Annotated in this window: 7 protein-coding genes; 3 read left to right on the top strand and 4 right to left on the bottom strand. The window is 64.3% G+C overall.

What is annotated here, in order from left to right:
- The first annotated feature begins 126 nt into the window (after positions 1-126).
- The 3 genes from ACTT2I_RS12325 (at position 127) to ACTT2I_RS12335 (ending at position 7,764) form a co-directional block, all read left to right on the top strand.
- Positions 127-2,235 (top strand): M13 family metallopeptidase, encoded by a 2,109-nt coding sequence (locus ACTT2I_RS12325; protein WP_172407508.1) that lies wholly within the window; start codon positions 127-129, stop codon positions 2,233-2,235.
- Positions 2,236-2,458: 223 nt separating this feature from the next.
- On the top strand, positions 2,459-5,551 hold the full coding sequence (locus ACTT2I_RS12330) for a TonB-dependent receptor (RefSeq protein WP_293979410.1): 3,093 nt from the start codon (positions 2,459-2,461) through the stop codon (positions 5,549-5,551).
- Positions 5,552-5,751: 200 nt separating this feature from the next.
- Positions 5,752-7,764 (top strand): M13 family metallopeptidase, encoded by a 2,013-nt coding sequence (locus tag ACTT2I_RS12335; RefSeq protein WP_421099259.1) that lies wholly within the window; start codon positions 5,752-5,754, stop codon positions 7,762-7,764.
- Between the two features lie 146 nt (positions 7,765-7,910).
- Here the strand turns inward: ACTT2I_RS12335 and ACTT2I_RS12340 are convergent, their stop codons facing one another.
- From ACTT2I_RS12340 to ACTT2I_RS12355, 4 genes are all read right to left on the bottom strand, one after another.
- On the bottom strand, positions 7,911-10,952 hold the full coding sequence (locus ACTT2I_RS12340; protein WP_443096683.1) for a TonB-dependent receptor: 3,042 nt from the start codon (positions 10,950-10,952) through the stop codon (positions 7,911-7,913).
- A 382-nt stretch (positions 10,953-11,334) separates the two neighbouring features.
- Entirely contained in the window at positions 11,335-12,009 is a 675-nt protein-coding gene (locus tag ACTT2I_RS12345) for a rhomboid family intramembrane serine protease (RefSeq protein WP_088433267.1), read from the bottom strand.
- 89 nt (positions 12,010-12,098) lie between these two features.
- Positions 12,099-12,551, bottom strand: coding sequence for an MGMT family protein (locus tag ACTT2I_RS12350; protein ID WP_421099257.1), 453 nt, complete (start codon positions 12,549-12,551; stop codon positions 12,099-12,101).
- Positions 12,458-13,378, bottom strand: a complete 921-nt coding sequence (locus ACTT2I_RS12355; RefSeq protein ID WP_421099256.1) for a DMT family transporter — start codon at positions 13,376-13,378, stop codon at positions 12,458-12,460. Before ACTT2I_RS12355 ends, ACTT2I_RS12350 begins: the two co-directional genes overlap by 94 nt.
- Positions 13,379-13,554 lie beyond the last annotated feature (176 nt).

Genomic DNA, 13,554 nt, shown 5'->3' on the forward strand with positions numbered 1-13,554 from the left:
CAGGCCTCTTGCCATCGGCCATGACCTTCGACACCCTTGCAGGCCGGGCCGGCGGCGTATCGTCTGGCCCACAGGCCCTTCGGGGCCATTCCTGCATGACTTTCCGGCCTGGAGGCCAATCACGTGATCGCTCGTACACCCAAACTGGTACTGCTGACCCTGGCCGTTTCGGCCGCGCTGGTCGGCTGCGGCAAGAACGAAACCCCGGCGACGGACAGCGCAGCCTCCACCGCCGCGCCGGCGGCCACGGCCGCCACCGAGTACAAGCTCGACGAGAGCAAGCTGCCGGCCTACAACGCCTTCCACCCGTCCGATCTGGACACCAGCATGGACGCCTGCGGTGCGTTCGGCGACTACGTCAACAGCAAGTGGCTGGCCGCCAATGAGATTCCGGCCGACCGCACCAGCTGGGGCGCCTTCACCATCCTGGACGAGCGTTCGGTCGCCGTGCAGCACCAGCTCGCCGAGCAGGTCGCGGCGGTCAAGAACCCGGCCGGCATCGAGAAGATCGTCGGCGACTTCTGGGCCACCGGCATGGACGAAGCCAAGATCAACGCCCAGGGCATCGAGCCGATCAAGGCCGACCTGGCCGCCATCGACGGCCTGCAGGACAAGGATGCGATCGCCAACTACCTGCGCACCAGCGCAGCCAAGGGCGAGAACGTGCTGTTCGGCTTCGGTCCGGAAGCGGACTTCAAGAATTCCAGCATGAACCTGGCCTACGCCAGCCAGGGCGGCCTGGGCCTGCCGGACACCACCTATTACACCGACGCCAAGAACGCCGACAAGCTCAAGGCTTACCAGGCCCACGTGGCCAAGGTGCTGGAACTGGCCGGCGTGGCGACCGCGGATGCGGAGAAGCAGGCCGCCGACGTGGTCAAGTTCGAAACCCGCCTGGCCAAGGCGTCCAAGTCCAGCGTCGAGCTCTCGCGTGACGTCTCGCTGTTCTACAACCCGGTCACTGTGGCCGACGCGGACAAGCTGACCCCGAACTTCAGCTGGACCGAATTCTTCAAGGCCCAGGGCATCGCCGCGCCGGAGAAGTTCTCGCTGGCCATGCCCAGCTTCCACCAGGAAGTGAGCAAGGCACTGGGCGACACCGATCCGTCGGTGTGGCGCGCCTACCTGCGCTTCCACACCGTCGATGGCGCCTCGCCGTACCTGGCCGATGCCTTCGTCAACGAGAACTACAACTTCTACGGCAAGACCCTCAACGGCCAGAAGGAACAGAAGCCGCGTTGGAAGCGCGTGCTGGGCACGATCGAAAACGATGCCGGCGATGCGTTCGGCCAGCTGTACGTCAAGGTCGCCTTCTCGCCCGAAGCCAAGGCCAAGATGGAAGAACTGGTCAAGAACCTGGCCGCCGCCCTCAAGGAGCGCATCCAGGGCCTGACCTGGATGAGCGACGAAACCAAGGCCAAGGCGATCGCCAAGTGGGAAACCTTCACCCCGAAGATCGGCTACCCGGACAAGTGGCGCGACTGGAGCGGCCTGACCACCGGCCGCGACAGCTACCTGGGCAACGTACGTGCCGCCAACGCGTTCAACTACAAGTTCGCCCTGTCCAAGATCGGCCAGCCGGTGGACAAGACCGAGTGGGGCATGACCCCGCAGACGGTCAATGCCTACTACAACCCGCTGCAGAACGAGATCGTGTTCCCGGCCGCCATCCTGCAGCCGCCGTTCTTCGATCCGAAGGCCGATGACGCGCTGAACTATGGCGGCATCGGTGCGGTGATCGGCCACGAAATGACCCACGGTTATGACGACCAGGGCAGCCGCTTCGGGCCGACCGGCAACTTCGAAAACTGGTGGACCGAGGCCGACACCAAGAACTTCAGCGGCCTGACCGGCAAGCTGATCAAGCAGTTCGACGGCTACAAGGTGGACGGCCAGCCGGTCAACGGCAAGCTGACCCTGGGCGAGAACATCGCCGACCTGGGTGGCCTGGCCACTGCCTACGATGCCCTGCAGAAGGCCTCGGCCGGCAAGGAAGATCCGAAGGTCGACGGCTTCACCCGCGACCAGCGCTTCTTCTTCAACTGGGCCACCGTGTGGCGCACCAAGTACACCCCGGAGAACATGAAGGTCCGTCTGGCGACCGACCCGCATGCCCCGGCGCAGTTCCGCGCGATGGGTGCCCCGTCGAACCTGCCGACCTTCGCCGCTGCGTTCCAGTGCAAGGCCGGTTCGCCGATGGTGCGTGCCGGCGACCAGCAGGTCGTGATTTGGTAACGCCTGCCATTCATTGAGCGTCTGACCAGTCGAAGGCCCGGGGAAACCCGGGCCTTCGTCGTTCAGCATCCTTCTCTTTTCATTAGGGAAACAACTGGATCACTGTGTCTCTGATGTAAAAACGAAATGACGGAATTATTGCAATGGCCGTATTTATTTGATATTCAGCTATCGGGGCTTCATTAAGCACCCGTTAATTCTTTCAATTGAATGGGGGAAGTTGATGATCAAGCAAACCATGCCGCTTCGCCGGGCCACCCTGACCATCGCGCTGGGCCTGTGCCTGGCCGGGGCAGCGCACGCGCAGTCCGTTACCGGCAACATCTACGGTACCGGCGAACCTGGCAGCACCATCAGCGTGCAGAACCTGGACACCGGTACCAGCCGCACCGTGACCGTCGACCGCAATGGTCGCTACCGTGCCAGCGATCTGCCGAACGGCAATTACAAGGTGACCGTCGAGAAAGATGGCCAGGTGATCGCAGTCCGCGAACGGGTGCAGGTCGTGATCGCCAGTGGCACCGAGGTTTCCTTCTCCGGCACCGGAGTCCAGGAGCTGGACCGCATCGAGGTCAGGGCGACGGCCGTGCCCAAGATCGACGTCAGCCAGACCGACACCCGCACGGTATTCACCTCGGAACAGCTGCAGGAGATCGCGGTCGGCCGTGACATCGCCAGCGTGGCGCTGCTGGCGCCCAGCGTGATTTCCAACGCGAGCTACACCTCCGGTGGCGTCACGGTCCCCAGCTTCGGCGGTGCCGCATCGTCCGAAAACGCGTTCTACATCAATGGCTTCGCGGTGACCAACCCGCTGTCGTCGATCGGCTTCACCACGCTTCCCTTCGATGCGATCTCGCAGCAGCAGGTCCTGACCGGTGGCTACGGCGCCGAATTCGGTCGTGCCACTGGTGGTGTCGTCAACATCGTCACCAAGCGCGGCACGAATGAATGGAGTGGCGGCGGCTACGCCTACTGGAGCCCGGAAACCCTGCGTGCAAGCCCGCGCAACAGCAACTTCGCCGATACTGGTTTCTACGGTGCGGACAATCCGGATCCGACCAAGCGCACGGATGGCCAGCTGTACCAGCTGCGGAACAAGAACCAGAGCTGGACCCAGACCACCGGCGCGTACGTCGGCGGCCCGATCGTCAAGGACAAACTGTTCATCTACGCCAATGTCGAGGTGACCAAGCGTGAGGGTGCCGGCGTGGCATCGACGAGCCAGGCCGCTGCAACGACCACCAACGCATGGCAGGAATACTCCTACGAGTATCCGCGTTGGGCAGCGAAGATCGATTGGAACATCACTGACAATCACCTGCTTGAGTTCACCGGCATCTCCGACGTCACCAAGTACGACAGCGCCGGCTATACCTTCAACTACGCCGATTTCACCCACGGCAACGAGCAGAACGCGGGCACGAGCAACGAGGACAAGTCCAAACTGTACATCGGCAAGTACACCGGCTATCTGACCGATGACCTCACGGTGTCGGCGCTGTACGGCACCCAGAAGATCGATCACAGCCAGAATCCGTGGGGCTACGATCCGGCCTGCCCGCGCACGTCCGCCGTGGCCACCGCACGCGCACCCGGCATTCCGGCCGCAAACTATGCCGGCTGCTGGACGGCCGCCACGGTCAACGTCCCCGGTGCTTACGATGAAACCAAGGGCTGGCGCCTGGACGTGGGCTATCGCCTGGGCAACCATGACCTGCGCGCCGGCCTGGATGTCATGGAAGCAGAGTCGTACACCGGCAGCGAGTACGGCGGCGGGTTCATCTGGGTGTACAGCCGTTCCAACAACCCCAATGCCGCCATCGATGCTTCCCATGGCGTCGGTTCGCCGGCCTCGGCCGGTGGCCTGGGCAGCCAGGGGTACTACGTTCGCCAGCAGTACTACACCCAGATCGCCAAGGTAAGAACCGAACAGTCCGCGCAGTTCCTCGAGGACCGTTGGCAGGTCAGCGACAACGTCCTGCTGACGCTGGGCCTGCGCAACGAGACCTTCAAGAACTTCACCAGCGCCGATGAGGTGTACGTCAAGCAGGACAACCAGTGGGCACCGCGCCTGGGTGGCGTCTGGGATGTCCATGGCGATGCTTCGTTGAAGCTGTTCGCCAATGCGGGCCGTTATCACCTGGCCCTGCCCAACAACGTTGCGGTCCGCGCGGCCTCCGGCTCGCTGTATACGATGGAGTACTTCACCTATACCGGCGTTGCTGCCGATGGTACGCCGACCGGACTGGTCAACGTTCCCGTCGATCCGAGCCTGGGCTATACCTGCCCCGGCAACCCGAACGCCATCTCCTCCAACCTGGAATGCGGCGATGCACCCGATCCGCGCACGGTTGCCGCGGTCGACCTGAAATCGCATTACCAGGACGAATTCATCGTCGGCATGGAACAGGCCTGGGGCGAGAACGCCGTATGGGGTGCCAAGGTGACCTACCGTGACCTGAAAAGTGCGATCGATGACACGTGCACCCCGGCACTGGGAGGCGGCTGCTTCATCTTCAACCCGGGGGTAGGCAACACGTTCTGGGAAGAGCAGGCCGACGGTACGCTGGCAAAGCACACCTACTCCGCCGCCGAACTCGATCTGCCCAAGCTCAAGCGCCGGTACTACGCTGTTGACCTGTTCCTGGAAGGCTCGATCGGTGAAAGGTTCTACGGCAAGGTGAACTACACCTTCGCCCGCAACTACGGCAATACCGAAGGCCAGCTGGCATCGGATCTCGATACCGGCGCGGGCGGCCAGACCGACGTCTCGGTGACCCAGGACTGGGATCTGCCGCAGCTGATGGTCGGCGCCAATGGCCCGCTGCCGAACCACCGTGCGCACCAGATCAAGGCCTACGGTTCCTACCGGATCACGCCCGAGTGGCGCGTCGGTGGCTCCCTGCTCATCGATTCCGGCCGCCCGCGTTCGTGCACCAGCTATTACCCGACTGCGGACCAGGGCCTGTACAACGGCGCGTACTACCACTTCTGTGGCCTGGCCGGCAGCGGCACCGCCCCGGGGAGTGCCGGCTACATTCCGCCTTCGGCTGACTACCGGTTCTCGCCACGCGGCGACAACGGCACCACGCCGTGGGGCTTCAACCTCAACCTGTCGCTGGCCTACACGCCGAACTGGGCGGACAACAAGTTGAGCCTGCAGGCGGACGTTCTGAACGTGCTCAATCGCCAGGTTGCCGGGTCGTACTACAGCAATTACGCGACCGACCGGGTGACCCCGGATCCGCGTTACAACCAGCCACTGAACTACAACTCCCCGCGCCAGGTCCGCCTGAGCGCTCGATACGACTTCTGATCCACCCTGCAGGGCCCGGCCACCTGGCCGGGCCCTGGTTGGCCGGCCGTGCTCTCTCCTGCCCCGCTCCGGCGGGGCTTTTTTGTGCCTCAGCCCCCGCCTGGCCCACGGTGCGGCCTGCCCGCCCTTCCTTGCATGCCGCCATGCATCGCGGCTTGATACACTCGCGCGATCTTCAATCCTCGATGGATTTGCTTTACATGCCCAACTTCCGTCCGCTTGCCATTGCCCTGGGCATCAGCCTGGTCACCCTGGTCGCTGCTCCCGATGCGCACGCCGCGCCGAAGAAGAAGGCCGCCGCCCGCGCGCCGGCCGTCAGCGCACAGTGCAGCGACTTCTACGAGGCCACCAACGCGACCTGGCTGAAAGCCAATCCGGTGCCGCAGACCGGTGCCACCACCGCACTGGGCCAGCTGGCCGACCGCGCACGCCAGCAGCAGCGTGAACTGCTGGATGGCGCGATGACCGCCCCGCAGGGCAACGTGCAGAAGCTGCTCGGCGACTTCTGGGCCAGCGGCCTGGATGAGGCCGCGGTGGAAGCCGACGGCTCCAACCCGATCGCCCCGTTGCTGACCCGCATCAATGCGATCAAGAAGGCCAAGGACGTGCCGGCCTCGATCGCCGCGCTGCACCAGGTCGGCATCCCGGTGGCCTTCAACTTCGCCCCGGACGTGGATCTGAAGGCACTGGACCGCCACATCGGCTACTTCATGCAGGGCGGCATGGGCCTGCCGGACCCGGCGTTCTACACCCGTACCGATGCCGACACCGTCGCGCTGATGGCGCGCTACCGCACCTACGTCAAGCAGGTGCTGGCGCTGACCGGCACCCCGGCGGACAAGCTCGATGCCGAATCGCAGTCGGTGATCGCGCTGGAAACCGAACTGGCGCGCAATGCGCAGTCGCTGGCTGGCATCAACAACCCGTTCAACAACTACGCGCCGATCTCCACCAAGGAGCTCAACAGCCGTTACCGCAACCTGCAGCTGGAGGCCTTCCTGAAGGCGCAGGGCGTCAATGACGACCTGGTCTCGCTGTCCGATCCGGCGCTGTTCAAGCAGCTCGACGGCATGGTTACCCGGCTCAAGCCGGAGCAGTGGAAGGTCTACCTGCGCTGGCGCGTGGGTGATGCGATGGCCCCGTACCTGTCCAAGGCCTACCGCGATGCCGAATTCGAATTCCGTGGCCGTGTGATGCGTGGCCAGACCCTGCCGCCGGCACGCTGGGAGCAGGTGCTGGATGCGATCAACGTCGCCGCCGGCCCGATGGTCGGCCGCGAGTATGCCGCCAAGCACCTGTCGACCGACGACCGTCGCAAGGCGGCGCTGGTCGTGGACAAGATCCGCGAAGTGCAGATCGATGCGGTCAAGCGCAGCACTTGGATGAGCGATGAGGCCAAGACCGAAGCACAGGCCAAGCTGGCCGCGCTGAAGATCGAGATCGGCACCCCGCTGCGCGATCTGGACTACACCGTGCAGCCGATGGGCCGTGGCAGCTTCGGCGGCAACATGCTGATCGCCTCGACCTGGCGCCACCGCGAAGAGATGAAGCGTATCGGCAAGGGCAACGCCGACCGCCGCTGGGATGTGCTGCCGCAGCAGCCGGCCCTGGCCTACGACATCGCGCAGAACCGCCTGATCGTCACCGCCGCCGTGCTGCAGGGCCCGGTGTTCAATGCCAAGGGCGATACCGCCGACCTGTTCGGCAGCTACGGCGCGCTGGTCGCGCACGAGCTGACCCGTGCGATCGATGCCAAGGGCGCGCTGGTGGATGCCAAGGGCGAACTGCGCAGCTGGTGGACCCCGGCCGACAAGACCGCCTGGACCCTGTTCGGCAACCGCGTGGCCGCCCAGTACAGCGGCTACGACTACCCGGGCGTGAAGGGTGCCAAGGTCAACGGTGAACTCACCCGCGAAGAGAACCTGGCCGACCTGGCCGGCCTCGAGCTGGCGTGGGAGGCCTACAAGGCCGTTGAGCCGGCGGCCAAGCCTGCCGCACAGCAGGGCTTCTTCCGTGCCTGGGCGAGCCTGTGGCCGCAGCAGCTCTCGCCGAACGTCGCCGCCCAGCGCCTGAGCTCGGACATCCTGGCCCCGGGCCGCTGGCGCACCAACGGCCCGCTGTCCAACCTGCCGTCCTTCGGCGCTACGTTCACCTGCAAGCCCGGCCAGCCGATGCAGCGCGTGGACAACGACCAGATCAAGGTCTGGCGTTGAGCCCCGACTTGCACTGAGCTGCAGCGCTTCACCAGAAAGGCGCCTTGCGGGGCGCCTTTTCTGTGTCCAAGCACCGCGTGACCAGGCAAAAAAGACCCCGGCAAGCGCCGGGGTCGAAGACAAGCCTTGGAGAGTAACGCGGTACGTTAGAAGTCGTAGGACGCGGACAGCCGAACCGAACGCGGCGCGGTGAAGTAGGTCCCGATGCCGTAGAGGTTGGACACCGTGTTGGGGCCTTCCTGGTAGGTCACGTCTGATTGCAGCTGGCGGCGCTGATTCAGCACGTTGAAGACATCCAGCGCGAAACCAAGGCGTTGCTCGGCAAATGCCGGGCGATACATCACGCCCAGATCCACGCGCGTCGTCCACGGTTGGCGGCCGGCATCACCCGGACGCGAGGGACTGCCATTGCAGTAGTGGTAGGACGAACCGTAGTTGATCGGGTCACTCTGGTCAGCGCCGTAGTACCCCAGGCAGCTCTTCGGCGCGCCGGACATCACGCGCAGCGTCGCCGAAGCCGTCCACTCCGGCGTGAACTGGTAGGCACCGAAGCCCTTCAACTGGTGACGACGGTCGTTGGCCAGATAGCCGCCGGCGTATTCCATCAGGTACGAGGAGTCCCAGTCCTGGGTCTTGGCGACATCGTCCTGCCCGATATCCGATTTGACCGGGCCTTCTGTGTTACCAAAGCTGCGCGACCAGGTGTAGTCGAGACGGCCATACCAGTTGTTGCTCATCGGGTGTTCGACGAACAGATCGACTGCCACGTAATCACGCTTGGCCTTGTTGCTGCCCAGCCCCCAGTCCGCTGCGCTCATGCTCACCGGCACGTAGCCGGAGCCGTCGGTTTTCTTGACCAGGAAGGTATTGGTCTTGCCGGGGTTGAAGATCACGCAGCCGGGCACCTCCAGGTTGCTGGAATCCACCCCCATGGCATCGAGCTTGTCGTAGATGCGATCCGAATCGCAGGTATCGTCGATCGCGGTCTGCAAGCGACGGTAGGTGACCTTCGCACCACTGTTCCACGATGCGCCAAGGGTCTTCTCGAAGCCGAGGATGAACTCGTCCTGGTACTGCGATTTCAGATCGCTCGGCGCCACACTGCGCGGGTCCGGCGTCTGTCCATACTCGTTGTTGGCCGAGACCGGGCCCGGCCCCAGTGCGCCCAGTCCGGTGGGATTGCCATTCGCGTCGATTCCCGTGTACGTGAAGTACTCGCGGGTGTAGGTCGACGCCGAGGCGCCGCGGACGGCCACGCTGTTGGGCAGCGCCAAGTAATAGCGGCCCAGGTTGGCGAACACCTTCAGCGATGAATCACCGAACACGTCCCATGCCGCGCCCAGGCGGGGTGCCCACTGATCGCCGCTTTCGACATACGCCACGGCCGCGCTGTTGTAGTTGGTGAACTTGTCATTGCGCACGCCAAGGGTCAGCAGCCAGTTCGGCGTCACCTGCCAGCGGTCTTCGAGGTAGTACGCCTTCTGCTTCAGCGACATGCTGGTCGTGGTGGAGTAGATGTACTTCTGCACAAAGTAACCCTCGCCACCGGGCGGGGTGATATCGAAGCCAGGCGACGGTGACGAACCCGGGGCGATGCGCGAGTAGATCCAGGCGTAGCCGGGGCCGGTCATCGCCTCACCTTCGTTGTTCCCCTGGAAGGTCATGTTGTCGATGCCACCGGTGATCTCGTGATCGCCGATGCGGTACTGCAGGTCCACGCGCAGCCCACGCGAAATGCTGCCCGCGTTGTCGGCCTTGTCATTGATCGCCGGCTGATCGTTGCGGATCGGCGTACCGCCGGTGATCGACGGATCCTGGCTGTTGGCGCCGCTGATGAACGGGTTGCCCGAGCTCAGCGGATTGGAGTCCAGGTTGTCCTGCTTGCTGCGCCCCCACAATGCGCTGAGCGTCAGGTCGTCAGTGAGGTAGCTGGTGAACTTGAAGATGTCGTAGGTGTCTTTCAGCTTCGTCGTATTGGCAAACGTACCCGTGCGCTCGCCCTCGCTGCGGGTCTCGTAATCGTAGTCCCGGTAATAGGCGTCGTAACGGTCCGTGTTCTGGAGACGCGTGTATTCCAGCGTGTTGCTGTCATTGATGTTCCAGTCGATCTTGCCGTAGAACTTCGGCGTATCGATGGTGTAGTGGCTGCGCGACTGCTGCGCCGACTCGATGGATGCGGTGGACACGCCGTCGGACTTATCCTGCTCGGCCGCCAGGTGAATGAAGAGCCGGTCTTCGATGAGCGGGCCACTGACATAGCCGCTGTAGGTGGTACGGGTCGCCTTGTCGCCACGGCGCGAGCGGTACAGCGTTCCAGGCAGCGAGGCATCCTGGAACTCATACCCTTCCTGCAGCGCGCGATCCGGATACAGAATGTCGCGGGGCGATTCCGCCAGCGAATCCGGCTGCCAGGTGGTCTGGACGCCGAAATGCCATTCGTTGGTGCCGCGCTTGCCGAGCTGGTTGATCACACCGCCGGTGGAGCGGCCGTAGCTTGCGCCATAGCCGCCGGTGAACGTCTCCTGCTGATCGATCGAACCGTAGGGCAGACTGACACCCCCCAGGTTGTTCAGCGGGTTGGTCGCGTTGAAACCGTTAAGGTAATACGCGTTCTCGCTGACGCTGGAGCCGCCGAAGGAAAGCACCGATCGCGAGCCGTTGGCGAATGCGCCGCTACCCCCGACCACGCCCGGCGCCAGCAGCGCGATAGCCTCCGCGCTCCGGCCCAGCGGCAATACATCCAGCTGCTCGGAGGTGATTACCGAACGGGATACCGTGTTGCTCACGTCGATCTTCGGCACATTGGTCGCTGTCACGTTGACGGTACCGAGGTTGGTCGCCTCGCCGCCGGCGCTGCGACCACTTTCCCCGAAGGACACTTCGGTACCGGCACCAACGATCAGCTGCACGTTGTCGCGCTTCTCCACGACTTGGCCGTCGCGCTGCAGGGTCACGGTGTACCGACCCACCGGCAGTGAACCCAAGGTGTAACGGCCATTGGCATCGACGGTGGCGGAGCGGCGCAGGCCGGTGTCACTTTGTACGACAACCGTGGTGCCCGCGGCGGACGGCACCGTGCCGTAGACGGAGCCGGTAGTGCTCTGTGCGGCGGCGGCACCAATGAAAGAGGTCAGGAGAACGGCCAGTGCCGTGCGCTTCAGCCGGTTGGCCGGGATGCTGCGTGTCATGGAGTGTCCTTGAGTCGGGTTGCATACCTGAATGTCCAAAGCGTTGCGGCTACGTGACATTTTCCGCAACTGAACCCGATCTTAAGTTCACTATTTCAAAAGATGCAATCCAAGCTGAACAAGAGCGCAAGTCACTAAATTAAAAGACTTTCCTTCCATAAACTTAATGTAAACATGGGATTTACGACTATTATCCGAGGCATGTAGATATAATGTGTCTCACTTATTTATCCCATTGTGTGACACCCATCACACTTTCAATCTCTTTATTGCGAAGTCGCCCCTTGCAGTGACGATGCAGCACGGATGACGGGAGCCTCGCACACAGCAAAGCACCCTCACGCCAGTCACGGCGCAAGGTTCACTGCACGCTATCAACGCTTCACTTGATGCTGCGCAGGTGATTGGGACGCTTCGGCGGGCCCGGCGGTCGCCGGTTGTTGAACGGCGGTTGGCCGCGCCAATAACGGATCAGCAGCCAGCCGAACAGCATGCCGCCCAGGTGGGCGAAATGGGCCACGCCCGGCTGCCAGCCGGTAGCGCCCAGCATCAGTTCCATCGCGCCGAACACGATCACGAAGGTACGGGCCTTCATCGGGATCGGCGGGAACAGCAGCATCACCCGCTGGTTCGGGAACAGCATGCCGTAGGCCAGCAGCAGACCGAACACACCGCCGGAGGCACCCAGCACCGTGGCCGGGTCGGCCAGCATCATGCCGACCAGCAGCTGGCACAGGCCGGCACCGGCGACGCACACTAGGTAATAGGTGAGGAAGCGTTTCTCGCCCCAGGTCTGTTCCAACGGCGCGCCGAACATGAAGAGCGCGAGCATGTTGAAGAACAGATGGCCGAAGCTGCCATGCAGGAAGCCATAGGTCAGCAGCTGCCAGGGCTGGAAGTTGCCGCCGGGCGAGAACGGATCGAAGCCGCCGCCCAGGGGCTGCAGCATGAAGGGCTCGAACGTGGCATTGCCGAGCAGGAACGGCTGCTGCAGCAGGAACAGCACGGCGTTGGCGATCAGCAACGCTTTGGTGACGGTAGGCAGGCGCGGAAACATGGGGGCATCCTTTGGAACTGCCTCCATCATAGCCGCAGCACCGGGCTGCGATCTGCGCGCCAGCGCCCGCGTTCAACCCGCAGGCAGCGTCAGCCCGGCCCCCACAGCGCGGCATCCAGATCATTGGTACCGGCCACCGGCATTCCTTTGACCCGGCCGCGCTCGATCACCACGCCCTCGGCGCGCAGCCGCTGGCTCTGCTCCTTCCAGCCAGCCGAGCCTTCCGGCATCGCGATGCGGCCATCCGAGCGCAGCACGCGGTGCCACGGCAGATCGGGATCGTCATTCATGCCGAGCACGCGTGCGGTCAGCCGCGCCCTGCCCGGCAGCCCGGCCTTGGCGGCGACCTGGCCGTAGCCCATCACCTGGCCGGGCGGGATGGCATGGATCACCGCCAGGATCCGCGCACGTGCCTGCTCCGCCGGGTCATCGCCCACGGCAGCGGCGTTCACGCGCGCACCCGGCTGACCAGCAGCACGCCGAGCAGGACCAGGGCCGTGCCGAGGATCTGCCACGGCCCCATGGGTTCGTCGAGCAGCCATAGACTCATCACGATGGTGGAGACCGGACCGAGCATACCGACCTGCGCGGCCAGCGACGAGCCGATCCGCTTCACCGCCAGCATGATCGCCATCACGGGCAGCACCGTGCAGACCGTCGCATTGATCAGCGACAGCCAATACACCGGCGGGGGTGCCTGGCCCAGGGCGGACATCGGGTGCAGCACCGCGAAGTGCAGCACGCACAACACGCAGGCCACGCAGCTGGCATAGGCGGTCAGGCGGATCGCACCGATCCGCGCCACCACCTGGCCACTGCCGAACAGATACAGCGCATAGCTCAGCGCACTGGCGAACACCAGCGCGCTGCCCAGCACGATGCGCCCGCCTTCCAGCTGCAGGTCATGACCAAAGGCCAGCAGGACGCCCAGATAGCTGAGCACCAGCGCGGCCACCTGCCAGCGACCGGGGCGCTTTTTCAGCAGGACCAGGCTGATCAGCAGCACCAGCGTCGGGTTCAGATACAGGATCAGCCGTTCCAGGGTGACGCTGATGTACTGCAGGCCCTGGAAGTCCAGCAGGCTGGACAGGTAATAGCCGGTGAAGCCCAGCCACACCACGCGCCCGCGGTCGCCCCAGGACAACGCCGGCGCGCGCCGCGCCGACCATACCGCCAGCACCGCGAACAACGGAAAGGCCATCAGCATCCGCAGTGCGAGCAACGTGGTGGCATCCACGCCGTGCCGGTACGCGAGTTTGACGATGACCGCCTTGCCCGAGGCAGCAATCGCCCCGATCGCGGCCAAAGCGATGCCGCCGGCAGCGATGCGGCTGGAGGACGTGGGGAGCGAGGAAGCGGGTGACGACATCAGGACGGCGGACAGCCGCACGGAGGCGGCTGGGCAGCAGGTGGGGCGGGCATTGTCGCATGCGTGGCGGCGGTGTTTTGCGCCGGCAGACACGGGAGGAACGGCGCTCCGAGCCTGTTTCAACGGCGGAAAGAGCTCGGCCGACCGACAGACCCGGCGCCTGCGTAAGGCTGTGC

It is taken from the genome of Stenotrophomonas sp. PUT21, from assembly GCF_052232875.1.
In the GTDB taxonomy this organism is placed as follows: domain Bacteria; phylum Pseudomonadota; class Gammaproteobacteria; order Xanthomonadales; family Xanthomonadaceae; genus Stenotrophomonas; species Stenotrophomonas maltophilia_N.

Coding starts and splice junctions, on each gene's coding strand:
- ACTT2I_RS12330 (WP_293979410.1), top strand. CDS start 2,459: ATGATCAAGCAAACCATGCCGCTTCGCCGGGCCACCCTGACCATCGCG.
- ACTT2I_RS12335 (WP_421099259.1), top strand. CDS start 5,752: ATGCCCAACTTCCGTCCGCTTGCCATTGCCCTGGGCATCAGCCTGGTC.
- ACTT2I_RS12340 (WP_443096683.1), bottom strand. CDS start 10,952: ATGACACGCAGCATCCCGGCCAACCGGCTGAAGCGCACGGCACTGGCC.
- ACTT2I_RS12345 (WP_088433267.1), bottom strand. CDS start 12,009: ATGTTTCCGCGCCTGCCTACCGTCACCAAAGCGTTGCTGATCGCCAAC.
- ACTT2I_RS12350 (WP_421099257.1), bottom strand. CDS start 12,551: ATGGCTGCTCGACGAACCCATGGGGCCGTGGCAGATCCTCGGCACGGC.
- ACTT2I_RS12355 (WP_421099256.1), bottom strand. CDS start 13,378: ATGTCGTCACCCGCTTCCTCGCTCCCCACGTCCTCCAGCCGCATCGCT.